Origin of the sequence: Methylophilus sp. 'Pure River' (assembly GCF_046765995.1) — a bacterium.
Lineage (GTDB): Bacteria > Pseudomonadota > Gammaproteobacteria > Burkholderiales > Methylophilaceae > Methylophilus.
In genome coordinates this window covers 60,093-85,633 of sequence record NZ_JBKOUE010000008.1, presented here as the reverse complement: position 1 = coordinate 85,633, position 25,541 = coordinate 60,093, and the positions used below count along the sequence as shown (strand labels likewise).

Here is a 25,541-nt window from a genome sequence, read left to right as displayed (position 1 = left end):
AATCAATGCGTGATGTTATCACGTCTTAACACTTTGATCGCCGTTAGCATGACAATCTTTATGTCCAGAAGCAGGGATTGATGTTGAAGATAATACAGATCTAGCGCTACTTTCTGCGGAATCGGAATTTCATCCCGACCATTGATTTGTGCCCAGCCAGTAATGCCCGGTTTTAAAGTATGTACGCCATGCTCTGTGCGCAAGCTAACGAGGTCATCCTGATTAAACAGGGCAGGGCGCGGCCCCACAATCGACATGTCCCCTTTAAGCACGCTCCACAACTGCGGCAATTCATCCAGACTCGTTTTGCGGATAAGACTGCCCACAGGTGTCAGAAAACTATCCGGGTTAGCCTGCTGGTTCATCAAATGGGTAGCGATCTGCGGCGTCCCTATACGCATGGAGCGGAATTTGGGCATCAGGAAAGTTTTGTTATACCTGCCTACACGTCTACTCCAGTAAAGTGCAGGTCCTTTTGATGTGAACTTTACCAACAGGTAGGTAAGCAACATTAGTGGAGATAACAAAGTGATAGCCAGAAGGCTCAGGAGGAGATCGGATAGCTGTTTTAACATATTGATTGTGTTTCTTTTAACGTCTTTGCAATGCCATCATGAAAACTCAATATCGGTTGCCAGCCGAGCAATGTTTTTGCTTTGGAGATATCCACCTGTAGAGTACCCAACAGTCGCTGAGTCAATCCTGATTTTCCAATAAATTCGAATAAATATTGCAGAAGCCAGGGCGGCACAGGAAACAACCTTGATGTCTGCTGGTTGGCGCGCCTGACTGTTCTTATTAACTCTGCGATCGTCATATCTTCATCATCCGATATCAGAAATGTTTGATTAGCAGCCTGCTGATGGGTGCAGCACAAAATAATAAAATCCACAAGGTTATCCAAGTTAACAAAACTGCGTTTGTTGTTGAGCGAAGCAAGTGGTAAGGGAACTGGTAATAAACAAAGTTTGATCAGCTGCTTAAAGTTGGCTTTTACACCGGGCCCGTAAATAAGGGGAGGGCGGATAATGACCAATTCTATTTGATGCTTGGTGCAGAATTCTCTCAGAACAAACTCTGCTTCCATTTTGGTTTTCCCGTAAGCATCTAGGGGAGCTGGTGGATCTGTTTCGGTAAAGGGGTGTACCGATGCTTCACCATTCACCTTGATTGAGCTTAAAAACACAAAGCGCTTGATTTGCAACTGCCTGGCCAGTTCAGCAACTTTAAATGTGTACTCAATATTGACTGTCGCGTAAGCCCGGTAGATATCAGTTGCCTTGTCATGCATCACATGGGCTCGCCCTGCTAAGTGTATCATGCAGTCATAAGCACCAGAGTAGCATGCAGGATCAAGCGCTTCACGCCGTACTACGTTGTAAGCATGGTTATGCGCAGCCAGTTGCTTACATAATGTCTGGCCGACAAAACCGCTGGCTCCTGTGACCAATACTTGCATTATTTCAGCTCTGGTTTGCTAAAGAACTGCGGAATTCTGGAAAGGATTTTTCTGGCAATAAAAAAAGGACCCACTGGTAAGCGGTGTAGTTTACAGGCTCGATACGCCTCCAGATTTCCTTTGATAATGCCTTTGATACTATTGTTGGATGCGCCGCCAATACGCATCTTTACCCAGATTCTCGGTATATACATGGATTTTATCTGATGGATCTCCAGAAAGCGCATGGTCAGTTCAAAATCGGCCTGACGCGGGAAATCCAGATCGAAATCCCCAAATTTCTCATATACCGCACGCCTTACAAAGAAAGTTGGGTGGGCCGGCATCCAACCACTTTTGAATAAGCCTTGTTGATAAGGCCGAGATTTCCAATAACGCACCACACGCGAGGTGTCGTGTTGGTCAACATATACCAAGTTTGCAAAACAAGCCTGTATGTTGGGATTTTTGAATACCTCGGCGACCTGGGTAAGCACTGTGTCATCAGTATAAAAATCATCAGCATTGAGCAAGCCGATGACATCCCCAGTTGCCAGCTTCAGTCCTTTGTTCATACCATCGTAAATACCTTTGTCAGGCTCTGAAACATAGCGTGTGATACTTACAGCGCTTTTAACAATATCCATGGTGCCATCACGAGATGCACCGTCTACAATGATATGTTCCTTGTCATTGTATTGCTGCGAGGCTACTGATGTGATGGTGTCTGTGATGGTATCGGCACTGTTATAGCAGACCGTAATAATAGATATTTTCATTGAATTTCAAACTAAGTTTTTCTAATCTGTTGTTGAGTTGTGTGACTCTAACAACAATATGCTTTGATCCGTAAAGTCACTACGGAATAGATGTGCGAATTTCTCCAGTTTCTCAGTAGGCCAGTCCCACCAAGCAATTGAAAGTAGTTTCTGAATCGTAGCTTGGTCGAATCTATAGCGAATCAGTTTCGCAGGGACTCCACCAACAATTGCATAAGGCTCAACATCTTTATTAACAACAGCGCCAGCAGCAATAACTGCGCCATTACCTATTTTCACACCATCAAGGACCAGTACACCTGCACCAATCCATACATCGTGACCAATATGAATATCAGCCAACTCTTGAAAGTGATTTTTTTTGCTGAATGTAAAACTGGCTTGTTTTAGTGTAGAAAAAAAAGCGGGGTGTGTCGAAATCCAGTGTGTTGGATGACGTCCAAGGCCACCTACTCTGGTGCCTGGGCCAATACTACAAAAATTTCCTATGTGAGAGGATTGAATCCTAGCACCTGCAATGTAAGTGAATCGTCCCAAGTGCGAATCTTTCACAATACTACCTGCGTATAGCCTATTAAACCCCATGAAAGTAGATCTATTGTCTGCGTAGCAGAAAGCCGAGCTTTTAAAGCAACTCAATTTAAATGAATATAAGAGTCGTCTAAAAAAAATCCAAACGAATACGTCAAACATATTTTCTCCATCCGTTTATAAGACGGCTTACGAAGTTGATATATCTGAGTAGTTTTACTTTTTTGTAATATGTAGCCAGCTTCTTTTCTATTTCTTGATCGACCACTACGTGTTCGAGTGAAACAGTTACAGGCTCCTTAGAGGCTACACCATAAAAAGGGTTATATCGCCATTCCGCGCAATGGGTCCCAGAACCATCAATACCAATATTTCTAATTAAGGAAGTACATGGCATAAGGGTTAACTTCTGTTTTAAAAACAAACTGGCATACCAGCGTATATACCAGGAGTTGTTTTTTCCCTTAATCTGGTTTTGGAGCATTTTGACGTAATTGTGAGGGCCGTTTTTATTAAATGAACCAAGTGACTTACTTTGCGATAGTTTAGTGAGTAGCGCAGAGCCATCCACATTAAAATCGCCCCAAGCTCTACTCCAGGTAGCCCAGCCCCAGCTTTGGGGCATCTTTGAAAGGAATGTTTTATCTTTTTCTGCAAGGTCTATGGGATACATATAGCCAGAGACACTACTGACCTGATTTTGAAACTCATATACTGATAGGCCATCATTCATATACTTCAGAAAGTAGGGTGATGTTTCCAGATCGTCTTCTAAAACAATTACTTTGCCATACTGATGACAAAGCTGAGTCACGCCATCAATAATTGAATTTGCGAGCCCCAAATTTTCTTCCCTTTCAATAATCGTAATGGTCTGAAACCCTGAAACTTGACGGACATACTCCCTGACTTGGCTAACAGCGTCTTGAGCATCTACATTTTTTGCGGCATCTGAAAAAATATAAAGGTCAGACTGAGCACATTCAGGATTTTTTAACAGTGCTTGTACTGTCTCCTGTGTGTGCTGCGGGCGATTGTAAACAAAAAGGGCAATAGGTGCATAATTCAAAGTTTTGTACTCATTCTGAGGTCGTTACTGTTAACTTACTTAACTTGTTAAGATTTTAACAGGGATGCAATTGAAAAGTGATCGCATGCATTAGCATGTTATTCGATCATTTTCCTTTGAGAAAGTCTCTTATTGTTTTAAACCATTGTTGATTAAAGTAAAAACTTAGAATTAGGTAAGAAGTAGAGAAAATTAATAAACTGAATATTATCCTCAAAAGTGAAGCAGTGATAAGCATAACGCCCAAATAACTAATCACTACAGCACATACTGACGTTAGCAGAGGTTTCAGTAAAAGGAAGGAGTATTCTATAAAAGTGATACCCGAGAGCGGTCTAACTAAAAAAAACCAATTGGGCCAATAACCTATCAATCCCAGAAGCACCATGGACGTTGCCATACCTGTTGCACCATAGTGACTGCCTAACCAAATCGCAGGTGGGGTGATAAACAGCCATATCAGGTTCCATTTAAAACTGAGGTCTGCTCGGCCTTTAGCCATCAGTAAGCTCCCGACTGGATTACCCGTAGATCTGAGTAATGCCCATGCTGCAAATATTTGCATTAACGGGATGGTCGAAGCCCAACTCTCGCCTAAATACAAAGCGACAACTTCGGGGGCAAAAAAGATCAGAAAGATGTATATAGGAAAATTGATCGATGCCGTCATGAGCATCGTCTGTAAATAGATGCGTTTTAGCAGAGCGGGGTCATTTTGCGTTTGCGCCATTACAGGGAGGCCCACTTGCGTCACAATCGGGTTAACAATCATGGCAATATTCAAGTTAAGACTTTTGGCGATGCTATATTGGCCAATTGCCTGCGCTGACATCATTTTGCCCCCTAGCAAAACATCAATTTGTGAGTTGAATGAGTTAGCTAGATTGTTAGCCATCATGTAGCCGCCAAATTGCAAGAATTCACGAATTTCGCTCAGCTTTAGTCTTATTAGTGGTCTCCAGCCATCTGATAAATAGATCCATGACAACAAGCTACTTAATACTGAGGTGATTAATGCACCAATAAGTAAAGAATAAACGCCAAACCCAACAAATGCGGAGGCGATGGCAGATATAAAGCCTAAAAGCGCCGCTGATACATCCACTCTGGCCAGAGGCGAAAAATTGAGGCTTTTCTGTGCTTTTAAGCGTAGCTGTAGACCAATAGAGCTTGCTATCATTGCCAGCGCAGCCAATATAATTAAGTTATCCAGATTTGGCTGTTCATACCATGTTGCCAGCAGCCCGCTAAATAGCACGAGCACAATCGCTAACACCGATGTGGCACAAACATTGAGCCAATACAGGCTTGATTGTTGATCGTTAGAAATGTTCTGGTGGTGAATAATTGCATTGCTTATGCCGGCATCTGCGAAAATCTGCAAGAAAGCCATGATGGACGTCACGATAGCAGCAAGGCCAAAGTCCGCAGGCGTTAATATTCTGGCTAAAATGGCAATCTGAGCAAATTGCAAAAAAGCCCTCGTAAACAAAGAAAACGATGTCCACCGAATAGCAGAAAATGCTTGTTTTTTGAGGGTCATTTGGCCAATGGTTTTTTGGCTGTTACAAAGTAACCTATGGTTTCGGCACTCCAATTTGAGTCTAATTTGTCCAGGTAGGGGGCAATTAATTGCCCTAAAGACCAAAAAGGCAGAAGTGCAACTGCAAGTATTGCTTTAACCAAGCGGGGGCCACGCAATAGTCGCAAGCTAAAGTAGTTAAACTTTAAAAACCACATGCTAAAAAAACCCGATTGCGGCTCAACCGCAACATCAGTAAAGCCTGCTTTTTCCAACATATATTTAAGGCCGTAGGGCGTGTATCTAAAGAAGTCGTATGGCACCTCATGTAACCACCACTGCCATGGCACTTGCATCACGATGTTTCCACCAGGTTTTAAAATCCTTCTTGCTTCGTTAAGCATTATTTGAGGTTCACGCAAGTGTTCCATGACTGACATAGAGATCACAGTATCGGCAACCTCTGAGTAGATAGGAAGTTCAAGATTGAGGTCGGCGCTAATATCCGCATGCGTGTTATGGTAGCTCCCAGTCCAGTCGACGCCTATGTAACTCTCGGCATAACTAAGAAAAAACTCCTTATGAGGTGCTTCGCCACAGCCCAGGTCGTAAAGTTGCCCTTTATATTTGTCGGAATGCTTTTTGAGAAAGCGATCACCGATGTCATAAGCCAACCAGTTGTAAAGGCGGCGATTAGAGTGCTGGCCGCTAATTTTTTTCATAAAAACTCAAAACACTTTTCACTACATGGTTCAACGAGTCTTGGTCAAGATTGAACCACATGGGTAATCTGATCAGCCGCTCACTCTCTGTGGTTGTGAACAGATCTGCACCATTAAATCGGGAAAACTCTTTTCCTGCTGGCGCGTTGTGCAGCGGCACGTAGTGGAAAACAGCATAAACCCCTTCGGCTTTCAGATGTGACAGCAATTCGGTGCGCTGTAACAGATCTTTAGTTTTAAGATAAAACATATGCCCGTTATGTTGGCAATTTTCAGGAATGATCGGAAGTTCGAACTTTTCCTGTGTTGCTAAATTGCTTAGTTGTTCGTAGTAACTATTCCAACTTGCCAATCTGTTCTCAGTAATTTGATCTGCTAGCTCTAATTGTGCCCAAAGGTAGGCCGCTTGTATCTCACTCGGTAAATAGCTACTACCAATATCTACCCAGGTATATTTATCGACCATGCCACGGAAAAACTGGCTACGGTTGGTACCTTTTTCGCGAATAATCTCTGCACGCGCAACAAATTGTGGGTCGTTAATAATGAGTAACCCACCTTCGCCGCCGCTGGTGAGGTTTTTAGTTTCATGAAAGCTGAACGCTGCCAAATGACCAATAGAGCCCAGTTGTTTACCTTTGTAGGTCGACATCATGCCTTGGGCAGCATCTTCAACAACATAAAGATGGTGTCGATTAGCGATGTCCATGATCACATCCATGTCGCAGCCAACACCCGCATAATGCACTGGCACAATTGCTTTGGTTTTCGAGGTGATTGCAGCTTCAATCAGTCGTTCGTCAATGTTTAGCGTATCTGGCCTAATATCAACGAAGACGATTTTAGCACCACGCATAACGAATGCATTTGCCGTGCTGACAAACGTGTAGCTAGGCATGATAACTTCATCACCGGGTTGTATATCTATTAAAATTGCAGCAATTTCGAGAGCCTGTGTGCACGAAGGGGTTAGTAATGCCTTGTTACAATTCAGTTTTTCTTCAAACCACTGCTGACAGAGTAATCCGTATTTGCCATCGCCAGAAATTTTTTCACTGCGCATAGCATTCAATACGTGCTGTTCTTCATTGCCTGTGTATGGTGGTCGATTAAATGGAATCATGCTTTGGGATTCTTTTCTTTTACTAAATGAATAGGTATTTTTGCTCTGACTATATGGGCACTATGACGTTATAGCGCAAAATGATCAGAAAAACTGTTATTCACTAGTTTTTCCAAGATCTAGCGCTTTTGATAATTCGCTTAACTGTTCGATATGGGTGCTTGATAGCAAACTTTGCTCGGTTAGATATGCCTTATCGCATACTATTTTTTTTGTATCCCATTTTAATGTGTCAAGACAAAAGAACCATATATCCTCTTGCATTTCGATCAGTTTTAACTGGGTCAGCATTTCTTCATTCAATCTGTCGGCTGGTATAACAGTCACTCCACCATCATCACATATTGCAATTCCACCTTCATAGGTAGAGCGCATTTGCTTTTCCAGGTCTTCGGGATACGGTTTGGCCGGATCATTAAAGCAGCCCAGTGGAGAAACGCCTTCTGCCCAAACGGAATAATTTTGACGCTTTAAGGTTGCAGCGTCTCGTACTAACCCTTGTACGACAAGAGCCGCAGCGCCCTTGTACAATAAGATGTATTTAGATACCAGATCTCCGATAATGGCCCTGTCCTCACATGCATGTGCGAAGATGATAACAACTTCGCCCTTTTTTACTTCTCGTATTTGCTCATGCACTGCATAGTTCGAGTTGTGCGCAGTAAATATCGCTCTGACGGGACCCACTCTGTACTGATTAGGGTTTAGCGCAGTTACTTTTGGCAGTACACCTGACTTTCCCAATGCGTCAGCAACTTCTGTTGTTGAAACGCGATTTTCAGTACAAAAATCAATGATTTTACTTCTATAACTCACTTTTTTCCCCAATAAATTTCTAATAGATAAATTTACTTGTTCATTTGCTTTTTAAATTGATTAAAGAGGGTATCTTCCGTCGAGAAAGAGTCATCTTTGAAAATAAATAAGGCAAACTCGAAGGGCATATAATCATTACGTATCACAATGTTTCTGGAGTATTTATATGCGATAGACAGTATTTTCTCTGGAGAACTATGGAATGTGTGTTCCAACTGATAGTCAACTTTATCCGAAAGAAAATCAAAAGCTAGCCCATCGTTAGATAATGATAATGCTTTGATAATCGCAGCTTCAATTAAGTCGTAATTATTTGCATTGTTGAGGCGGTGATTAAAAATCCCGGAGGCAATCACAAAATCGAATGTATTTTCAAACGATATATCTAAGAAATCTCCTGTTCTGAAGTTAATCTTGTCACCCACATACTGTTTACGGGCTTCGTTAACTAAATCCGGTACAAGGTCTACTCCAAGGTAAGAGTAATTATTTGCATATTTTTCATTGAGCGTTTTATTTAAATCACCAAATCCACAGCCAATATCAAGTATAGATTTTTCGGAAAAGTCATACTGTGATGTCAGTATCTCAAAGCGCACATCCTGCTTACCTTTGTCCCAACCTAAGGACTTAGGGGAATAGCCAAACTTTTGGTATCTTGAAGAGTATCGTTCGATAGTTTCTTGCTTATCGGATAAAGGCATAGAGATACTCATAGGTCAGCTCCGACATAAGCCTGTAAGTTTTGGAATCCAATATTTTTTTTCTTCACAATATCCAATCCTTCAGTTAATTGATTAAACCGTTGCCTCAACTTAGAAAGATCGAATTCAGGGCTGTCTGAGCCAATGCATATTCGCCGATCAAATTTTTCGAAGAGATACCGAATATCCAGATCAATAGAGCTGCCTTCATATTTGCACAACGTAAATGAAAGGTCTAACAGCACGCCATGAAATTGCCTTGCAATTTCAGCCACTTCTAGCAGTCTTACTGCGCCACCGTGAAGAAGGACTATCTTTTCTTCAGGGACCTCACACAAGAGCTCAAGCAGTTGTTCTGGATTGTTGGCACACATTTTCTTATCTCTACTCCAGAAGTATGTGCACAGTAAAACTACTAGTCCAAGTTGATTCGCTTCTTTGATGATACTGATCAGAAATTTGTTCGAGTAAGTAATGCTTGATATTCTTGGGTGTATTTTGATTCCAACATAACCCAGTTTTTTTAAACTCGCTAAATACGCTATAACCGTTGTGCCTGTATTCAAAACATCAAAATTCAAAAAAGCGATTGGGAAAAGATTTTCTGAGTGGTCGCGTACGAATGAAGCATACGTTTTTTCATGGTAGCCACCTATTTCACTTCCCATACCAACGGCGAGAGCCCATTGTATATTGTGCACCTTCATGCTCGCGGTGAGCTTCTGGATAGAGTTTTGCTGATCGAACTGTGAGTTGATCCACGCACTGTTAGGCATTGGGTGGGTTAGGCTGTCAAAAATCGCTATTTCATTCATAAGTAATCTGCACTGTCTGATGTATTTTACGTAGCAAGCTTTTTAAAGACTCGGTATTTTCTGCGTATGCAATAATATAGCCATGCCTGGAGCGATCATCTGACACCTCTTCAATAATGTCGCCTTCTTCAATATTTAATCCGATGCTAATAACGCCAGAGAGTGCACTAGCTTGCTCAATCCCTTGAATTGTTTTGACTTTTCCTGGGCTGAATTCAAAAAAATCTAAAACGGAAGTTATTTTGCGAGCCTCTGGATGAATTTCATTAATCCTTTCACCCAAAGCCATTCGTATCAACAAATTATTGCTATCTATGCCACTCATTAAAGGCACAATGTCAGAAGATATTTTTGTACCTCCACCACGAGCTGCGATCTCAACTAGGTAAAACTTACCTGCATGATATTTATATTCAGCATGCGTTAATCCAAAAGGTAGGCCCATTAGTTTTACCATCTGATTGTGTTGATCGTGAAGAGCATCGAAATCAATCTCTGGATGTTGCTGGCTAAACCATAATTGGTTTGCAATCATTTCATTGTGAGCATAATGAGTTTTGGTCGATGTTGCCAAGCTGTAATGTTCGCCAGTATTCAACTGTACACCATCAACAGTCAGTTCAACCCCACCAATAAACTCCTCAATAAGTACTGTTTCATCTTTGCTGTGATGCATAGCTGATGTATAAGCATGCTCTAATTCATGCATATTAGTAACTTTTAAAACCCCTCTACTTGATTGATTAGCAGGTGGTTTTACAACTAATGGAAAATTGCATTCGTTTAAAAACGCAATTGCATCTTTCAACTCATTACACAATTTGAAATGTGGTGATGGAAAGTCATGTTTCACACAAAAACTTCTCATCAAGGATTTGTTTGTAAATAGATCTGCGACTGCTGTACCGACGCCTTTTAATTGCATATGTTCTGCAACATATGCAACAGTGGGGACAGCAATATCACTTTGATCTGTGATTACTGCATCTACGTTCCATTCTTTTGCATAGGCTAGGTTTTGGTCTTTATCTAAAACGTCTGCAACTAATCCAACATCAGCATCGTTGAAACCTAAAGATTGGGGGTATAAGTTAGTGTTTATTACAAATAAGCCTAATTGTTTGGCTTTGCGAATGACTGGAATCTGCCACTCTCCACCAGCAATAATCATGATGCGTTTCATTTAAAGTCCAAATGTTTCTAACTGTATGTTTTTCATCTAAAAAATTAGATGAAAATACTTTCAAGTTGCTTGATCAAATTAGTTTTTGAAAAACAGGCTGATATTTTGGTTTTGTTATGATTGGCATCATCTGGATCTAGTTTGGTAATTTCAAGATTATCTATATCAAAAATTTTTAGCCCTATTTTAATAAGGGATTTCCAAGACGAAACATCGGATCTCATAAACACTTTTTTGCCAAATCCAAGAAGGGTAATAATATTCCCTACTGCTTGCTGTCTATTATTGTTAAATATCGCAATGTCAATATCTGATAAAAACTTCTGGTATTCATTGAGTGACATAAATTGTTCAAGAGGAATAATTTTTCCACCGAATACACTACGGCCAAACTTGATAACTTGCTGCGCATACTCCATGTCGCCATAAGACAATGGCAGAAATATTTTGATGTTCTCGTCTTTGTATGGTGCTAATTTTTTAAGCACGCTCATATGTTGATTTGTTGGTGTTGCCGAGTTTCCAACTTGAATGTTAATTGAGTTCTTGGTGCCTTGGTATAACTCAGTTTTGTTAAAGATGTTGCTGGGGTATGTAAAGCATGCGTGGTGGACCCCAGTAGCGTCATACCATTTTTGAGCCAACTCATACTCTTCTTCGAAATAGGTAACAAAGTGTCCGATTCTCTTAATTACAAAACGCCTTATATTTTCATAAACATTTGTTTTTAAGGATAGGTTTCTAAATTCGTAATAATATAAATCGCCTCCCCACATAATCCAGTAGCACTTTTTTAGCAACCAGGGTTGCAAAAAGAGAAGCAATACAACAATCGGATTAAACAGGCTGTGTAAGATGATTTTTTTTGATGTATTCATTTTCAAAATCAGCTCAAATATTTGATAGGCGTGATTGATATGAATGACGTTTTTATCTAACTTGGTTGGAAAGGTTTGCAGATTTCCAAACAGTAAAAAAGCATGTTTTGTGAATGAAAAGTTTTCTTTAACTAGGTCGATGAACGGCGGGATAAATTTATCTAGCCTGCAAATGTGTAATATTTCATTGTTTTGCATTGAGCTGGTTCCTGCCTGAGTATGGCTAGCTGTTCGTGCTTCTGTGAAAGAGTCCGGCGCTTAAGGTCTATAGCGCATTAAATTACGTTATGAGGCGACGTTTGAGTTCATAAAGTCAGTGTAAGCAGCCTTTAAGCCAGTTTTTAGTTCAGTTTTAGCTGTCCATCCCATGTGGTTAATTCTGCTGGAGTCCATTAGTTTGCGCATTGTGCCGTCTGGTTTGCTGGTATCAAACACAATTTTTCCTTCGTATGCTGTTACTTCTTTAATGGTTTCGGCTAATTCAGCGATTGAAATGTCTTCGTTATAGCCGATATTCAAAATGGGAGGAATGCCATCATTTCTGTCAGCGGCTATGAGACTTGCAAAGTCGCGATCCGCTAAGCCTAAAATGTGCGTGCATGCTTCAGCCATATCTTCGCTATATAAAAATTCACGCTTGGGGGTGCCTGTTCCCCAAATCACAACCTCGGCTTGACTATTTACTTTTGCTTCATGAAACCTTCGAATCAATGCTGGAATCACATGACTGTTTTCTGGGTGGTAGTTATCGCCAGGGCCATAAAGATTAGTTGGCATGGCAGCCAAAAAATGTGTGCCATATTGGCGGTTATAACTCCAGCACATCTCTATGCCTGCAATTTTGGCTAATGCATATGGACGGTTTGTTGGCTCCAGAGGGCCGGTAAGCAAGTGCTCTTCTTTAATTGGTTGTGGTGCATCTTTGGGGTAAATACAGCTAGAGCCTAGAAACAGAAGGCGCTTCACGCCATTTACATATGACTGGTGTATGACGTTGGCCTGAATAGCCAGGTTTTCATGGATAAACTCAGCTGGAAAGGTGTTGTTGGCGTGAATGCCGCCAACCTTTGCTGCAGCTAAAAATACGTATTCAGGCTTTTCTTGGGCAAAAAACGCAATGACTGCTTGCTGTGAGGTCAGGTCAAGTTCCGCATGGGTGCGCATCACTAGATTGGTGTAGCCTTGTCCTAACAACGCTTTAACGATTGCTGAACCAACAAGGCCTCGATGACCAGCAACGTAGATTTTTGCATTCTTTTCCATAGGTTACTCGTGATAATCCATGGCTTGATAGCCGTGCTGCTTGATGAGTTCATCTCGCTGCGCGGATTTGTAATCTTCGCGGACCATTTCAGAAACCAAGTCTTCAAAGCTGGTTTTTGGCACCCAGCCCAGTTTTTCTTTAGCTTTAGTGGGGTCACCCAATAGGGTATCTACCTCAGTGGGCCTGAAATAGCGCGGGTCGACTTGCACAATACATTTGTCACCCCAGTAACCTTTTTCTTCTATACCGTTGCCTTGCCAAGTGACGGTGATGCCTAGTTCCTGTGCTGCGGCATTTACAAAGTCACGCACACTGTATTGTTTGCCGGTGGCGATTACAAAGTCTTCAGCTTGCTCTTGCTGTAACATCAGCCACTGCATTTCAACATAGTCTTTGGCATGGCCCCAGTCGCGTAAGGAGTCCAGATTGCCTAGATATAGACAGTCTTGCAGATTAAGTTTAATCCTCGCCAGCGCACGCGTGATTTTACGGGTGACAAATGTTTCGCCGCGGATAGGGCTTTCGTGGTTAAACAGAATGCCGTTGCAAGCGTAAATACCATAGGCTTCGCGGTAGTTGACTGTAATCCAGTAGGCGTACATTTTTGCCACGGCATAAGGACTACGTGGATAAAATGGGGTGGTCTCTTTTTGTGGTGTTTCTTGAACCAAGCCGTACAACTCAGAAGTTGAGGCTTGGTAAAAGCGTGTTTTTTTCTCCAGGCCTAAAATACGAATAGCCTCGAGAATACGCAGTGTGCCAATTCCGTCTGCATTTGCAGTGTATTCTGGTGTTTCAAAACTAACGGCAACGTGACTCATGGCAGCCAGGTTGTAGATTTCATCTGGCTGAACCTGTTGAATGATTCTAATCAGATTAGTAGAGTCTGTCAGATCGCCGTAGTGCAGGATGAAATTGTGATGCTCAATATGCGGATCTTGATATAGGTGATCGATTCTGTCTGTGTTAAACAACGAAGATCTACGCTTAACCCCATGCACAATATAGTCTTTGCCAAGCAATAGTTCAGCGAGGTAGGCACCGTCTTGACCAGTGATGCCGGTAATTAAAGCGACTTTTTGTGACATAGTTTGAACTGCTGAGTTAAAAAGTGTTTGGATTATAACATGAGCAATATTGAGCTTACGTTTGGAGAGTTTTAAGTCTTATGTTGTTTTGCTAGCCAGCATCGCTTTGATATTTGCCATCTTGCTCTTCCCATAATCTTTACTTAGTACCTGGTCTGGCCCGTTAAACGGGTTGCCGAAGTGTTTGACGTCGTCTTTGGGCAGTTCGGCGATAAAGCGGCTGGGTTCACAGGCTTGCATTTCGCCAGCGCGTTTGCGTTTTTTACACCAGGTGATATTGAGTGATTTTTGCGCGCGCGTGATGCCTACGTACATCAGGCGACGCTCTTCTTCAATCTGGTCCGCATCGATGGAGTTTGTGTGCGGCAAAATGCCTTCTTCACAGCCGATTAAAAACACGTGGCCGTATTCCAGGCCTTTGGAGGCGTGCAGGGTGGAGAGTTTGACTGCATCGGGTTCGCTGTCTTCGCGGCCTTCGAGCATGGTGATGAGCGAAACCATTTGTGTGAGTTCGAGCAGGTTTTTGCCTTCGGACTCATTGCCGTATTCTGTGGAGCCTTCGCCTTTTTTGCTGAGCCAGGAGACAAATTCGATGACGTTGCCCCAGCGTGTTTCAGCCGCGCGCGCTTCTTCGCCGTCATACAAATAGGTTTCGTACTGAATGGCGGTTAGCAGGTCGTTGAGCACTTCGTTGGCAGGGTCTTTGACGGCGCGGCCTTGTAGCGTCTGGATGTAGCGGCAGAAGGTGAGCAGGTCTTCGAGCTGTTTAGCACCGACGTCGTGTTGAAAACCACCTTCAAAGGCGGCAGCAAATAGCGACATTTTATGCGCGCTGGCGTATTCACCCAGACGCTCCAGCGTGGTATTACCTATGCCTTTTTTGGGCGTGGTTGCAGCACGGATGAACGCAGGATCGTCATCTTCATTGGCGACCAGGCGCAGGTAGCTGATGATGTCTTTAATTTCGGCTTTATCAAAAAACGAGGAGCCGCCAGAAATCGTGTAGGGGATTTTGTGGTTGCGCAAAAATTTTTCGATGATGCGCGCCTGGTGGTTGCTGCGGTAGAGAATCGCATAATCTTTGTAGGTGGTGCGATGCTCGAATTTGTGCGCCTGCAATTTCATGACCACGGTTTCGGCTTCGTGTTCTTCGCTTTGTGTGGCGGTGACATGTAATAGCTCGCCGGTGCCAAGTTCGCTCCACAGTTTTTTCTCAAACAATTTTGGGTTGTTGGCAATCACCTGGTTGGCTGCGCGCAAAATACGCACGGTGGAGCGGTAGTTTTGCTCCAGTTTAATCACTTTGAGTTTTGAAAAGTCTGTGGTGAGCTGACGCAAGTTTTCTACGTCGGCGCCACGCCAGCCGTAAATCGCCTGGTCATCATCGCCTACAGCAGTAAATTGACCGCGCAGGCCGGTGAGCTGCTTAATTAGCTTGTACTGGCAGGCGTTGGTGTCCTGGTATTCGTCAATCAGCAGGTAGTGCAGTTTACGTTGCCATTTATCCAGCATCTCGCTGTGCTGGTCAAAGAGTTCAACCGGGACCTTGATCAGGTCGTCAAAGTCCACTGCCTGGTAGGCACGCAGGGTTTGCTGGTAAAGCTGGTAAACACGGGCTGCGGCATGCGCCATTTCTTCATCCGCCAGCGCTTTTGCCTGGTCAGGGCTGACAAACGCGTTTTTCCAGCTGGAAATCTGCCATTGGGTTTTGCGCAGCAATTGCTTGTCTGTCGTGGCGAGAATGTCGCTCAGGATTTTAAAGCTGTCTGACGCATCTAGAATCGAGAATTGTGGCTTGTAGCCCAGTAGTGCCGCTTCCTGGCGCAGGATCTGCAGGCCCAGCGAGTGAAACGTGGTCACGGTCAGGCCTTTGCCGCTTTTGCCTTCCAGCAGCGGCGTGACGCGCTCCTGCATTTCGCGCGCAGCCTTGTTGGTAAAGGTGATGGCGGCAATCTGGGTGCCTTTATAGCCCGCCTGGTTAATCAGGTAGGCAATTTTTTGCGTGATGACACGTGTTTTACCACTACCGGCACCGGCTAACACTAATAGAGGGCCGTCAAGGTAGTGAATTGCTTCGCGCTGTGGGGGATTTAGTAGATGCTGCATGGGACTTCAGGGGTTTGTGCTAAACAACAAAAGCGGAGTAGGAATTAGCCTGTATGGACTATTTAACCCCTTCATTTATATGGGTATAGTCGCTCAACCATAGTATTATGTTTTTCAGGTAAACAAACTTTGTCCGCCCCTGTGTTTGATCTCAACAGTGTCATTCTATCATCAATTGGACTTACCTTTACGCTGGTTCTGGTCTTGTTGATCTTTGGCGCCCATCAGCAACGCAGCCTGATTATGCATTGGGTACGCGGCCTGTTGGTCTTGGGCGCCGGGCTCTGTGTTTACTTTCTGTCGCAAACCTCTTTGATACTCGGCCCGCAAAGCGTTTACGTGGCCGCTTCAGTCACCATTATTGCGCTTGGCATCAGCCTGTTTGTGAACGGTATCCGCTTGTTCAGGGGCTACCGGGTGTATCGTTATTGGGCCTTGCTGGTGGTGACCACCTTGCTGGCGTGTAATGCGGTGATGCTGAATATGCATGCGCCAAGCCGGTGGGTATTGCTCAGCAACCTGTTGGTGTTGATGTGGGTGTTTGGCTACGGTAGCCGCAGCCTGGTCGGCCATGGCAAAGACTTTGTCGCGCACGTATTCTGGCTATGTTGCAGCCTGTTTGCGCTGGTCAGCTTGATGCTGGCTTTTTTAGCGGTGAAGGTGATCTTGAGTGAGCAGGAGAGTTTGCAGTCGTTTTCACAGTGGGGCATCCATGCTTATATGATGAGTGCTACCTTGCTGGTGATGACAATCGTCACCAGTTTGTTGCTGCTGGTGATGCATGTGCGTGCGCAGGCCGGACTGCAAGCCATCGCCACGCTGGATGGCCTCACTGGCGTCTTGAACCGTCGCGGCCTGCAAGAAGCCGCCACGCGTATGCAGGCGGTGTCGCAGCGTATCCGCCTGCCGATGGGGATGCTGATTGTCGACCTGGATTACTTTAAAAAGGTCAATGACGTGTATGGGCACCTGGTGGGGGATGTGGTGTTAAAAGCGTGCGCAGGCACCATACGTGCCGCTTTGCGTGGTGGCGATGTGATCGGCCGCTATGGCGGTGAAGAGTTTTGTATTTTAATGCCGAACACCGGCGAACATGAGGCAATGATCTTGGCGGAGCGTATCCGCCGTATTATTGAGGTGACACCGGTGAGTATTGCGGGCGTGGAAAGCATGAGCAGTGATACACAGGCCATCAAGTGTACGGTCAGTGTTGGCTCTGTCAGTTCCGAAACCGTCGGTTATGGCCTGGAAGGCCTGTTTGCGGGGGCGGACCAGAATCTTTACAAAGCCAAGCAGAATGGCCGTAACCGCATTGCCAGCAATATTGATCAGCTACTTAATCAACCACCCGAGGCAGGTAAGCCTGCCAAGCGGCATGCCAGTCTGATTGCCTAAGTGTTTTCGTAAACGGTTATACGCTATCTGGCTCAGGCGTAGCCTGGTCTTCTTTTGCTTTTTTCGCCGCCGCAGCCTGTTCTGCGGCTAGCGCCAGCATCTCAGCCCGGCTTTGTGGCGATTCCAGGCTGACGCGGCCAATGGCACCACTGCGGTAGTCGGTCAGCAAGGCCATGGCGGTGCGTTCCATATCCCACTCACCATCATTACGCTTGTAAGTGCGGCGCTTGGCAATGGCTTGCAACAGGTCTATGCCATCCATGGTGGCAACATCCAGTTTCATCACGTCCAGTTTGTAGCGCGTATTCATCAACGCCGGGTACTGTTTTAATAGCAGGTTGCCCAGAAACTCGGCCACATCTTCATCAATCACGGCGTTACGGCCAATGGCGTGGCTGGCCGCCAGCAAGTAACCGTCAGATTCATGCTCGATTTTTGGCCACATCATGCCCGGCGTGTCGGTGATGTTCTGGCTATCATTTAAATCAAAGCGCTGCTGGCTTTTGGTCACAGCCGGTTCATCACCTACTTTGGCCGCGCGGCGGTTAAGCAGGGCGTTCATCAGGGTGGATTTGCCGACGTTGGGAATGCCCATGATCATCATGCGCAACGGTTTTAACGGCGTGCCACGATGTGACGCTAGTTGGCGGCACAAGCCCGGGATCTTTTTTGCATCGCCAGGCTTTTTACACGACAGCGCGACCGCCTTGGTATTGGGTTGTTTATTAAAGTAATTCAGCCAGGCTTGGGTGACTTGCGGGTCAGCCAGGTCGGCTTTGTTGAGGATTTTGAGGTTAGGGCGCTGGCGAAAGTTGCGCATTTCCTCAATCATGGGGTTGTGGCTGGCGGCTGGTACGCGTGCGTCCAGCACTTCAATCACGACGTCGATATGCTCCAGTGTTTCCTCTGCCTTTTTGCGGGCAGAAGTCATGTGTCCCGGAAACCATTGTATCGCCATATTTTTGCTCCATCTTCAACTCAAAAAATACGGTATCAATGTCCCTTGCCGTACCCCGCATTGTTTTATGCCATGATGCTCTACAAAAGAGATTCAAAGACAGTTAAAACAATGAAGCGCTTATTTTAACATTTAAGCAGCCACTCCTTACAGGTGGCAGCGATCTCCTTGCTATTTCCAGCTATAACCCAGCGTAAACAGTGCACGCGTATCGCCTTTTACACGATCATCGACCGGGCGGCTGTCATAGTTGTAGTCAAGCTGCGTCGATGCGCTCAAGCCAAAAATAAACGGGAAGCGCAGGCCGGTTGAGCTGTAAACCAGGATTTGTGAGGGATTTCTAGGCGTGTATAACACTTCGTGGCGATGGAATGCCTGTACAAAGGAGTCAAACAGGTATTGGTTATAGTTCACCGCCCAACGCAATGCGGCATGGCTGTCGTCGCTCTCTTCGTAATAATCCTGTTTAATCAGTGACACACCGCCTTCCACCGACAGGTTAAGCTTTTCACCTTCAAAAATCTGGTAACCCGTACCCACACCGTAGGTACTGCGTAGCTTGATATCCCTGAAACGGTCTTTTTCCTGAATGGTGTTGAGGTAGCTAAACCACTTTTTTGTGAAAAAGTGGTCATACTGGCCGCGCACACGCGCGTTGTTTTGTGTTTGCTGGTCGTTATCCTCGGCCCAGTAGTAATAGCCTTGTACCGTATAACGATTATCCAGGCCGCGTAACACTGACTCGCCGTTAAATTGCATGTTGCGATTGGTACTGTTGCCATTGTTAAACGCGCCGCCCAGGCTCAGGTTGCCGGTCCAGACATAGCCTTCACCGATCAGGTCGCGCGTCGGGTTGATGTAATGTATTTCGTCGAGCTCGGTATCGACCAGCGGCGTGCTGGTTTCTTCATCGAGGATGACTTGGCCTTCGTCTGAATGCACCAGTCGGCCATTGACGATGCTGCCATCCATCAGTTGCATCAACATCGGTTTGTCAGCATCTATGCTGTGAATGTCATTCCAGTTGATTTTCACTTCATCTGCGTAACTGGTTTTGACCGTGAGCTTGTTAGAGACTTTGACGCCTATGGTACCGGTTATTTTGTCACCGTTTTTTAGCCATACCGTATCAGCAAAGGCTGCGTTGGTGAACAGTGAATAAATCGCCAGCAGTGAAAAAGCAGGCTTTATTTTTCTGCGTAAATTAAAAAAAGCCATGCTGGCAGAATCATGTGACATACATACTCCCTGATACGATTGAACAACAGCGCTGAAAGCAGCGAATTGAAACAGCGCGCATGTGCGTCGCTGCAGCAGTGATAACCGGCTTGATGGCTATTGTCTATCGACTGCTTATAGTCATGATTCCTGAACCATGCCGAGAGTTCCCGAATGTTGGCAGTCATGGCAACAGCAGCCATTGCTGTTAAACTTACAGCTTATATTTTAAAGCAGCATGACGCATGGTCAAAACTCAATTGCCTCCCGAGGTCAAACCCGGCCAATCCCTGCCGTTATTGCAGGCGCTCCATATTCTGACGCGCGATGGCAAACTCAATCAGGATAGCCGCCGTAAACTCAAGCAGGTCTACCACCTGGTTAATTTTATCGAGCCCCTGATGCAGACAGTGATGGATAAACAGTCGCAGCCGGTGCTGGTTGACCATGGGGCAGGCAAGTCTTATCTGGGATTTATTCTTTACGACCTGTTACTCAAGCAGCACGCTGGCGGACAGGTGATTGGTATTGAAAGCCGCGGTGAGTTGATAGATAAATCACGCCAACTGGCGCAAGAGTGCGGCTTTGACCGTATGCAGTTTGAGCATTTAACCGTGGCCGAGGCTATGCAGTCGCAGCAACTGCCTGAAACCGTAGATATTGTCACGGCCTTGCATGCCTGTAATACGGCGACAGATGATGCGATCCAGTTCGGTTTGCAAAAGCAGGCGCAATTTATGGTGCTGGTGCCTTGCTGCCAGGCAGAAGTGGCCGAGGTCATGCGTCAGCACAAGGCTGAAACGCTGGCCCAGACTTTTCTCAGTGAATTGTGGCGGCATCCTATCCATACGCGTGAGTTTGGCAGCCAGGTCACCAATGTGTTGCGTTGTCTGGAGCTGGAAGCGCACGGCTACCAGGTGACGGTGACCGAGCTGGTAGGCTGGGAACACTCAATGAAAAACGAGCTCATCATTGCCAAATATACCGGCCAGCGCAAACGCAGTGCACGCGAGCGCGGACAACAGTTGCTGGAACAACTCAATTTGACCAGTCTTTCTGCGCGCTTCAACTTTCAGTAAATAAGTCTCTCCGCATATAAAAAAACCTCTGACACTGGGGTGGCGTCAGAGGTGAATGGAGCGCATTAATGCCCCAGGGAAGAGACTTTAAAATATCCAGTTTAGAAACGTTTGCCGACCCCTAAGCTGATTACCCAAGGGTTAATGTCCAGAGAGTCGATTTTTGCCCAGCGGTTGCCAGTGGTTGCACTCTTCATTTCGACGTCGGTATCCATCCAGACGTATTTCACATCCGCGTTCAATAACCAGCCATCTTTCAGGTTGATATCTACACCCGCTTGCAGGGCAGGGCCAAAGCTGCTGCGGTCAATTTTGATTTTCTCGCCTGCAGTCGCACCAGAAGTAAAACGCAGGTTACGGTCCAGCATAAACGTTGCGTTCAAGCCTGCGCCTACATACGGGTCTATGGTCTGGTCTGGATTAAAGTGCCATTGCACGGTGAGTGTCGGTGGCAATGCATCAATACTACCCAAATGCTGGTTACCAACCACACCCGCGCTGTCACCGCTGATTTTGACATCATGTTTGCTACCCAGCGCCAGAATCAGCTCGGTTGCAATGTTTTTGGTCCAGTAGTAACTAATATCCAATTCAGGGATGGTGTTGCTGTCGACTTTCAGGTCAGCACTAGGCGTCATCACATTGGCGCCTACCGCTTTGTTCACCGTACTGCCCAGGCGGCTGCTTTCATTGGGGCTGACATTGGTTGCACGCAGGCGAACTACCCAGTCACCTTGTTCGGCATAGGCGTTGGTGGCAGGCAACAAGGCGGCCAACATAAAACTGATTGCGGTTTTTTTCATTGTGATCACTCCATTAGGTGCATTGAATTTAGGGTCATTGTAGGTTTGCTCGCCAAACCTGGTATTGACCCAAATCAACTCAGCACGGCTTTGTGCTGCGCATGTACACCTAAGGGGTGATGGGGATGCGGATAGCGCTGCGTGGCTATCCGCGAGGGAGTGCTCTGCTAAAACTAATAGTCGTTGCGCTGTTTCCAGGCGTCATCCAGCACTTTGGATTTTTGCTCAAAAATAGACTTTTTGGTTTCCAGGTCTTTTTCTGTCTGCACTTTATCGGCTTGGTATTGCTGTAACTTCGCTTGTTCCTGTGCAACCAGGGCTTCCTGGGATTTAATTTTTTGCTCAAGGTCACTGAGCTTGCTCATGGCATCGCCCACCGCATCCCGTGCTTTAGCCGCTTCGGCTTGCTCATTACTGATATTGCGAGCAAACACTGGCTGGCTCAGTGTGGCGATCAAGAGTAGAACAGAAAGGGCTTGTAAACGCATGCGAGACTCCATAAAAACGACATAACAACATTTCGACACGATTATAAAGCCAAAATGCCTTCGGGCTTGATATTGGCTGGTCACGATTAATTGCCGATGATGCGTGGTTAGTAAGCTGTCATGGCATTAGGTTCCTGCATCCATAAATATCAGCCAGACGGCTTGAGTGTCAATTTGGTCGATGATTCAGCAGATTTATTGATCTACCTCAATATGTAATTTATTAATTAAGTTATTGTATTTAAAAATAAAAGTTATGTTTTTTGTAAGACAAATTCTGACATGTCTAACAGAAAAAACGGATATCAGCCAGCGTGATTTTGTGTCAAACGTGACGGCTATCTAGCTGGGAGAAGCAGAGGTTCAAGCAGTCTTTTAATTGCAAGCCATGCACATGTAAAACCATGGGCATGAGTGCAATGAGGGGCGGATTGACTCTCCATTATTAAATTAAATTGTCTCAATGACTCAGGGATAGAAAGCGATAGATGATGAAATTAAATTTGCCAGTCACTGCCACAGAAGTCCAGTTTGATGATGCCCAGTTTATGTTGACGAGAACAGATCTCAAGGGCGTGATTACCTATGCCAACAAGGATTTTATTCAAGTCAGCGGCTTTAGCGAAGCTGAGCTGGTTGGTAGCAGTCACAATATTGTACGCCACCCGGATATGCCCGCTGCCGCCTTTGCCGATATGTGGCGCAGCTTGAAAGCCGGTAAGCCATGGACAGGGCTGGTGAAAAACCGCACCAAGCATGGCGACTTTTATTGGGTGGTGGCGAATGCGACGCCAGTGACAGAAAACAACCAAGTGGTGGGCTACTTATCGGCGCGCCGAAAACCAACGCGCGCGCAAATTGAAGAGGCTTCTGCCGCCTATGCACTATTCAATGCAGGCAATGCCAAGGGTCTGGCGATTGTCGATGGAAAAGTGGTCAGCGTGTCCTGGGTGAATAAATTAAAAAATAGGCTGGGTGCGATTACCGTCAAGCAACGCTTGGTGGGCCTGGCGGCCACGGCTTTTGCATTGCTGGCGGCGCAAACCGGACTGGATGTGGCCAATCACGCACAATCGCTAGCCACGTCTTTTGCCGGATTGGGCCTGGCCTTACCCGTGTTGCTCGCTTTGGCGATGATCATTGCACGCTCTGTTACCCAGCCACTGGCGCAAACGCTGAATGCGGTGAAAGAAATCACGACTGGCAACTACAGCACTTATATTGACGCACGCGGTAGCAATGAGCTCAGCGAGGTGCTGCAAGCGTTGAAGAAAATGCAGACCTTGCTGAGTGTGAACGAAAACGCGCTAAAAGAATCGGCGATAGAAACCCGCGAGCAAGCCGCATTGTTTGAAAATCAACTGGCGGCGATTAACCGTTCTACCGGTTCGATGGCGTTTGACCTGGAAGGCAATATCCTTGCCGTCAATGATATTTTCTTGTCTGTGCTGGGCTACACACGTGATGCGCTGGTCGGCATGCCGCATAGCCAACTGGTTGAGCCCGCATTTGTCAGCAGTGGCGATCACCAGGCGTTTTGGCAACGGTTAACGCGCGGTGAGTCAATCGCTGGTGAGTGTTTACGCATAGGTCAGCAGGGTCAGGAAATCTGGCTGGATGCAACCTACAACCCGATTTTAGATGCCGATGGCAAGCCCTATAAAGTGGTGCAGTATGCCACCGATATCACGGCGCAAAAACTCCGCAATGCCGATTTTGAAGGCCAAATTACAGCCATAGGCAAATCACAAGGCGTGATTGAGCTGGGACTGGATGGCACCGTGCTCAAGGTCAATCAAACTTACCTGCAGATGCTGGGGTATGCCGAGCATGAGCTGGTCGGGCAGCATGTGAGCAAGGTGCTGGAACCTGCTTTTGCCGGCAGCGAGGCGTATGCATCTTTGTGGAACAAGCTCGTGCATGGCGGCTCTGATATGGGGCAATATAAACGCATTGCAAAAAATGGCGCAGAAGTCTGGATACAGGCCTCTTATAACCCGATTTATGATTTAAAAGGCAAGCCCTACAAGATTGTCAATTACACCATGGATATCACCGCATCCAAGTTGATTGCGGCGGACAATGCCGGTCAAATCTCTGGTATTCATAGAACACAAGGGGTGATTGCGTTTGAGCTTGATGGCACTATCACCTCGGCAAACGACTTGTTTTTGCAATTATCCGGCTACACCGAACAGGAAGTTTTAGGTAAAAATCACAGCATGTTTGTGGAGTCTGCTTATCGCTCTAGCCATGATTACAAGGCGTTTTGGGAGGCTTTACGACGCGGCGAGGCGCAAGTTGGGCAAGTGAAGCGCATCCGTAAGGGCGGTGCTGTGATGTGGATGCAGGCCATTTATAACCCGATTCTGGACATGAATGGCAAACCCTTTAAAGTCGTGAAATATGCAACAGACATTACCGAACAGCATGAAAGTGCCCAGGCATTGGCCCGCGCAGTGCAAGAAACTAAAGCGATTATTGAGAGCGCCAAGGCTGGCGATTTAAGTCGCCGCGTATCGCTCGAGGGCAAAACAGGCGATATTGCTGCTTTGTGTGAAGGTGTGAATGCAATCATCGACAAGATGAGCGAAGTGATCTTGCAAGTACGTGAAGCGACGGTGATGATTAATACGGCTGCGGATGAAATTTCCGTTGGTAACAATGACCTTTCCAGTCGCACTGAGCAACAGGCATCAAGCCTGGAGGAAACGGCTGCCAGCATGGAAGAGTTGGCCGCGACGGTTAAACAGAATGCCGACAATGCCAAACAAGCCAGTCAGCTGGCAACTGCAGCTTCAGAAGTCGCAGTGAGAGGCGGTGATGTGGTTGGTGAGGTTGTGACAACCATGAGCGCCATGAATGAAAGTGCGAAAAGGATTGAGGATATCACTTCGGTCATTGATAGTATCGCTTTCCAGACCAATATCCTGGCCCTGAACGCGGCTGTTGAAGCGGCCCGTGCTGGCGAGCAGGGTCGCGGCTTCTCTGTAGTGGCTGCCGAAGTCCGTCATTTGGCCCAACGCTCTGCCGAGGCAGCCAAGGAGATTAAAGTGCTGATTGATGACTCTGTCGCCCAAACTGCAAAAGGCAGCCAATTGGTAGAGGAGGCCGGAAAGACGATTCAAGAGGTGGTTACTTCGGTACAGCAGGTGACGGATATTATGAGTGAAATTGCTGCTGCTTCTGTTGAGCAAAGCACTGGTATTAACCAAGTGAATCAGGCCGTCATGACGATGGATGAGGTCACACAGCAAAACGCTGCCTTGGTTGAAGAGGCGGCAGCGGCATCAGAGTCGTTGGTTGATCAGGCTGAAAGCCTTGTCCGTGCCGTAAGTGCCTTTCGACTGGGGCATGAAAGCAGTGCCGACAAACGTTCCACCGTGAGCCATATCCATGCGCGCGCCAGTAAAGCACCTGTCAGTGTGAATATGCAGCGCTCAGGAAAATTACGTACAGGCACGGATGATGGTGAGTGGGCACAGTTTTAGAGGGGAGCCTTGTTGTTAGGCAATAAAAAACCGCCGGAATTCGGCGGTTTTTTGTTCAGGTACATCTCAAA

The 25,541-nt window shown here is 45.8% G+C and carries 23 protein-coding genes; 3 read left to right on the top strand and 20 right to left on the bottom strand.

Features of this window, described 5'->3' with window-relative positions; all coding sequences use genetic code 11:
- Window positions 1–2: 2 nt before the first annotated feature.
- The 16 genes from ACIDE9_RS10855 to ACIDE9_RS10780 all read right to left on the bottom strand — a co-directional run bounded on the left by ACIDE9_RS10855 (window position 3) and on the right by ACIDE9_RS10780 (window position 16,038).
- Window positions 3–575: a sugar transferase gene (locus ACIDE9_RS10855; protein ID WP_411994786.1), complete on the bottom strand. Its 573-nt coding sequence runs from the start codon at window positions 573–575 to the stop codon at window positions 3–5.
- Window positions 569–1,459: an NAD-dependent epimerase/dehydratase family protein gene (locus ACIDE9_RS10850; RefSeq protein WP_411994784.1), complete on the bottom strand. Its 891-nt coding sequence runs from the start codon at window positions 1,457–1,459 to the stop codon at window positions 569–571. The genes ACIDE9_RS10855 and ACIDE9_RS10850 overlap by 7 nt, the downstream gene beginning before the upstream one ends.
- Window positions 1,459–2,217: a glycosyltransferase family 2 protein gene (locus ACIDE9_RS10845; protein WP_411994782.1), complete on the bottom strand. Its 759-nt coding sequence runs from the start codon at window positions 2,215–2,217 to the stop codon at window positions 1,459–1,461. The genes ACIDE9_RS10850 and ACIDE9_RS10845 overlap by 1 nt, the downstream gene beginning before the upstream one ends.
- Before the next feature lie 21 nt (window positions 2,218–2,238).
- Window positions 2,239–2,910 carry a CatB-related O-acetyltransferase gene (locus tag ACIDE9_RS10840; RefSeq protein WP_411994780.1) on the bottom strand — a complete coding sequence of 224 codons (672 nt, stop codon included), beginning with the start codon at window positions 2,908–2,910 and terminating at the stop codon, window positions 2,239–2,241.
- Window positions 2,903–3,817 carry a glycosyltransferase family 2 protein gene (locus ACIDE9_RS10835; RefSeq protein ID WP_411994779.1) on the bottom strand — a complete coding sequence of 305 codons (915 nt, stop codon included), beginning with the start codon at window positions 3,815–3,817 and terminating at the stop codon, window positions 2,903–2,905. Before ACIDE9_RS10835 ends, ACIDE9_RS10840 begins: the two co-directional genes overlap by 8 nt.
- A gap of 106 nt (window positions 3,818–3,923) precedes the next feature.
- Window positions 3,924–5,360, bottom strand: coding sequence for an MOP flippase family protein (locus ACIDE9_RS10830; protein WP_411994777.1), 1,437 nt, complete (start codon window positions 5,358–5,360; stop codon window positions 3,924–3,926).
- A complete protein-coding gene (locus tag ACIDE9_RS10825; RefSeq protein ID WP_411994775.1) occupies window positions 5,357–6,061 on the bottom strand; it encodes a class I SAM-dependent methyltransferase in 705 nt (234 codons plus the stop codon). The genes ACIDE9_RS10830 and ACIDE9_RS10825 overlap by 4 nt, the downstream gene beginning before the upstream one ends.
- A complete protein-coding gene (rffA, locus tag ACIDE9_RS10820; RefSeq protein WP_411994773.1) occupies window positions 6,048–7,184 on the bottom strand; it encodes a dTDP-4-amino-4,6-dideoxygalactose transaminase in 1,137 nt (378 codons plus the stop codon). Before rffA ends, ACIDE9_RS10825 begins: the two co-directional genes overlap by 14 nt.
- A gap of 96 nt (window positions 7,185–7,280) precedes the next feature.
- Window positions 7,281–8,000 (bottom strand): RraA family protein, encoded by a 720-nt coding sequence (locus ACIDE9_RS10815; RefSeq protein WP_411994772.1) that lies wholly within the window; start codon window positions 7,998–8,000, stop codon window positions 7,281–7,283.
- Between the two features lie 32 nt (window positions 8,001–8,032).
- Window positions 8,033–8,716 carry a class I SAM-dependent methyltransferase gene (locus tag ACIDE9_RS10810; protein ID WP_411994770.1) on the bottom strand — a complete coding sequence of 228 codons (684 nt, stop codon included), beginning with the start codon at window positions 8,714–8,716 and terminating at the stop codon, window positions 8,033–8,035.
- The gene (locus ACIDE9_RS10805; RefSeq protein WP_411994768.1) at window positions 8,713–9,519 is read right to left on the bottom strand and encodes an amidohydrolase family protein; all 807 of its coding nucleotides are present in this window, start codon (window positions 9,517–9,519) and stop codon (window positions 8,713–8,715) included. The genes ACIDE9_RS10810 and ACIDE9_RS10805 overlap by 4 nt, the downstream gene beginning before the upstream one ends.
- Window positions 9,512–10,702, bottom strand: a complete 1,191-nt coding sequence (locus ACIDE9_RS10800) for an ATP-grasp domain-containing protein (protein WP_411994766.1) — start codon at window positions 10,700–10,702, stop codon at window positions 9,512–9,514. The genes ACIDE9_RS10805 and ACIDE9_RS10800 overlap by 8 nt, the downstream gene beginning before the upstream one ends.
- 44 nt (window positions 10,703–10,746) lie before the next feature.
- Entirely contained in the window at window positions 10,747–11,778 is a 1,032-nt protein-coding gene (locus tag ACIDE9_RS10795) for a TDP-N-acetylfucosamine:lipid II N-acetylfucosaminyltransferase (RefSeq protein WP_411994765.1), read from the bottom strand.
- 87 nt (window positions 11,779–11,865) lie between these two features.
- Complete coding sequence (locus ACIDE9_RS10790) at window positions 11,866–12,843, bottom strand: GDP-L-fucose synthase family protein (RefSeq protein WP_411994763.1); 978 nt, start codon at window positions 12,841–12,843, stop codon at window positions 11,866–11,868.
- Between the two features lie 3 nt (window positions 12,844–12,846).
- Entirely contained in the window at window positions 12,847–13,932 is a 1,086-nt protein-coding gene (gene gmd / locus ACIDE9_RS10785; protein WP_411994762.1) for a GDP-mannose 4,6-dehydratase, read from the bottom strand.
- A 78-nt stretch (window positions 13,933–14,010) separates the two neighbouring features.
- Window positions 14,011–16,038 carry a UvrD-helicase domain-containing protein gene (locus tag ACIDE9_RS10780; protein ID WP_411994761.1) on the bottom strand — a complete coding sequence of 676 codons (2,028 nt, stop codon included), beginning with the start codon at window positions 16,036–16,038 and terminating at the stop codon, window positions 14,011–14,013.
- 204 nt (window positions 16,039–16,242) lie between these two features.
- On the opposite strand from ACIDE9_RS10780, the gene ACIDE9_RS10775 reads away from it, so the two are divergent.
- Window positions 16,243–17,433, top strand: a complete 1,191-nt coding sequence (locus ACIDE9_RS10775; RefSeq protein ID WP_228519886.1) for a GGDEF domain-containing protein — start codon at window positions 16,243–16,245, stop codon at window positions 17,431–17,433.
- Between the two features lie 16 nt (window positions 17,434–17,449).
- Here ACIDE9_RS10775 and ylqF read toward each other — a convergent pair whose 3' ends face one another.
- Both ylqF and ACIDE9_RS10765 read right to left on the bottom strand, forming a co-directional pair.
- The gene (gene ylqF / locus ACIDE9_RS10770; RefSeq protein WP_411994759.1) at window positions 17,450–18,391 is read right to left on the bottom strand and encodes a ribosome biogenesis GTPase YlqF; all 942 of its coding nucleotides are present in this window, start codon (window positions 18,389–18,391) and stop codon (window positions 17,450–17,452) included.
- Between the two features lie 171 nt (window positions 18,392–18,562).
- On the bottom strand, window positions 18,563–19,630 hold the full coding sequence (locus ACIDE9_RS10765; protein WP_411994757.1) for a YdiY family protein: 1,068 nt from the start codon (window positions 19,628–19,630) through the stop codon (window positions 18,563–18,565).
- A gap of 224 nt (window positions 19,631–19,854) precedes the next feature.
- Between ACIDE9_RS10765 and ACIDE9_RS10760 the strand changes: the two genes are divergently transcribed.
- Window positions 19,855–20,688 carry a class I SAM-dependent methyltransferase gene (locus ACIDE9_RS10760; RefSeq protein ID WP_411994755.1) on the top strand — a complete coding sequence of 278 codons (834 nt, stop codon included), beginning with the start codon at window positions 19,855–19,857 and terminating at the stop codon, window positions 20,686–20,688.
- A 101-nt stretch (window positions 20,689–20,789) separates the two neighbouring features.
- On the opposite strand, the gene ACIDE9_RS10755 is transcribed toward ACIDE9_RS10760, so the two are convergent.
- The gene (locus ACIDE9_RS10755) at window positions 20,790–21,491 is read right to left on the bottom strand and encodes an OmpW/AlkL family protein (RefSeq protein WP_194754326.1); all 702 of its coding nucleotides are present in this window, start codon (window positions 21,489–21,491) and stop codon (window positions 20,790–20,792) included.
- Between the two features lie 173 nt (window positions 21,492–21,664).
- Entirely contained in the window at window positions 21,665–21,979 is a 315-nt protein-coding gene (locus tag ACIDE9_RS10750; protein WP_411994753.1) for a hypothetical protein, read from the bottom strand.
- Window positions 21,980–22,470: 491 nt separating this feature from the next.
- Here ACIDE9_RS10750 and ACIDE9_RS10745 point away from each other — a divergent pair, with 491 nt between their 5' ends.
- Window positions 22,471–25,470, top strand: coding sequence for a PAS domain S-box protein (locus ACIDE9_RS10745; RefSeq protein WP_411994873.1), 3,000 nt, complete (start codon window positions 22,471–22,473; stop codon window positions 25,468–25,470).
- Window positions 25,471–25,541 lie beyond the last annotated feature (71 nt).

Bases quoted from the DNA above. Each gene is read 5' to 3' on its own strand.
- ACIDE9_RS10855 (WP_411994786.1), bottom strand. From the start codon at position 575: ATGTTAAAACAGCTATCCGATCTCCTCCTGAGCCTTCTGGCTATCACT.
- ACIDE9_RS10850 (WP_411994784.1), bottom strand. From the start codon at position 1,459: ATGCAAGTATTGGTCACAGGAGCCAGCGGTTTTGTCGGCCAGACATTA.
- ACIDE9_RS10845 (WP_411994782.1), bottom strand. From the start codon at position 2,217: ATGAAAATATCTATTATTACGGTCTGCTATAACAGTGCCGATACCATC.
- ACIDE9_RS10840 (WP_411994780.1), bottom strand. From the start codon at position 2,910: ATGTTTGACGTATTCGTTTGGATTTTTTTTAGACGACTCTTATATTCA.
- ACIDE9_RS10830 (WP_411994777.1), bottom strand. From the start codon at position 5,360: ATGACCCTCAAAAAACAAGCATTTTCTGCTATTCGGTGGACATCGTTT.
- ACIDE9_RS10825 (WP_411994775.1), bottom strand. From the start codon at position 6,061: ATGAAAAAAATTAGCGGCCAGCACTCTAATCGCCGCCTTTACAACTGG.
- rffA (WP_411994773.1), bottom strand. From the start codon at position 7,184: ATGATTCCATTTAATCGACCACCATACACAGGCAATGAAGAACAGCAC.
- ACIDE9_RS10810 (WP_411994770.1), bottom strand. From the start codon at position 8,716: ATGAGTATCTCTATGCCTTTATCCGATAAGCAAGAAACTATCGAACGA.
- ACIDE9_RS10805 (WP_411994768.1), bottom strand. From the start codon at position 9,519: ATGAATGAAATAGCGATTTTTGACAGCCTAACCCACCCAATGCCTAAC.
- ACIDE9_RS10800 (WP_411994766.1), bottom strand. From the start codon at position 10,702: ATGAAACGCATCATGATTATTGCTGGTGGAGAGTGGCAGATTCCAGTC.
- ACIDE9_RS10795 (WP_411994765.1), bottom strand. From the start codon at position 11,778: ATGCAAAACAATGAAATATTACACATTTGCAGGCTAGATAAATTTATC.
- ACIDE9_RS10790 (WP_411994763.1), bottom strand. From the start codon at position 12,843: ATGGAAAAGAATGCAAAAATCTACGTTGCTGGTCATCGAGGCCTTGTT.
- gmd (WP_411994762.1), bottom strand. From the start codon at position 13,932: ATGTCACAAAAAGTCGCTTTAATTACCGGCATCACTGGTCAAGACGGT.
- ACIDE9_RS10780 (WP_411994761.1), bottom strand. From the start codon at position 16,038: ATGCAGCATCTACTAAATCCCCCACAGCGCGAAGCAATTCACTACCTT.
- ylqF (WP_411994759.1), bottom strand. From the start codon at position 18,391: ATGGCGATACAATGGTTTCCGGGACACATGACTTCTGCCCGCAAAAAG.
- ACIDE9_RS10765 (WP_411994757.1), bottom strand. From the start codon at position 19,630: ATGTCACATGATTCTGCCAGCATGGCTTTTTTTAATTTACGCAGAAAA.
- ACIDE9_RS10760 (WP_411994755.1), top strand. From the start codon at position 19,855: ATGGTCAAAACTCAATTGCCTCCCGAGGTCAAACCCGGCCAATCCCTG.
- ACIDE9_RS10755 (WP_194754326.1), bottom strand. From the start codon at position 21,491: ATGAAAAAAACCGCAATCAGTTTTATGTTGGCCGCCTTGTTGCCTGCC.
- ACIDE9_RS10750 (WP_411994753.1), bottom strand. From the start codon at position 21,979: ATGCGTTTACAAGCCCTTTCTGTTCTACTCTTGATCGCCACACTGAGC.
- ACIDE9_RS10745 (WP_411994873.1), top strand. From the start codon at position 22,471: ATGAAATTAAATTTGCCAGTCACTGCCACAGAAGTCCAGTTTGATGAT.